Raw genomic sequence first — 468 nt, forward strand, 5'->3', positions numbered from 1 at the left:
TACCGTAGCGACGTTGGTTTCGTCAATTTCTACCACTTTTGAAGCGATCGAGAGGCACGTTATCTTAGCTCTTTTTTAAATTCCAAATAACTTATCCACTTATCAATGCCCTCAACAGTTTTGCTAACTATCACAAAGATGTCGACCTTTGGATTTAGCTTTCTAGCGTCACTTTTCACTCGCTCGATGTCAAAGTCAAAGTGTGGTGCGAGCGAAGCTTTTGTGATGAGAAGCACGTCAGCAGCCCTAAACATCACTGGGTACTTACTCACCTTATCATCGCCCTCTGGCACTGAAAGAAGCACAGCGTTAAAGTGTGAGCCAACATCATAGCTTGCAGGACAGACTAAATTTCCAACATTTTCTATAAAGACTAGATCAAGCTCGTTTAGCGGCAAATGATGAAGCCCTTCATGCACCATAAATGCGTCCAAGTGACAGGTCTGACCTGTGCTTATCTGATGAGCC

General features: G+C 43.6%; 1 protein-coding gene. It reads right to left on the reverse strand.

Annotated elements, in window-relative coordinates; genetic code table 11:
- Window positions 1-59: 59 nt before the first annotated feature.
- A partial coding sequence (gene hypB, locus A3223_RS04270; RefSeq protein ID WP_084109289.1) for a hydrogenase nickel incorporation protein HypB occupies window positions 60-468 on the reverse strand: 409 nt, incomplete at its 5' end.

It is taken from the genome of Campylobacter concisus (assembly GCF_002092855.1).
GTDB classification, from domain to species: Bacteria; Campylobacterota; Campylobacteria; order Campylobacterales; family Campylobacteraceae; genus Campylobacter_A; species Campylobacter_A concisus_AI.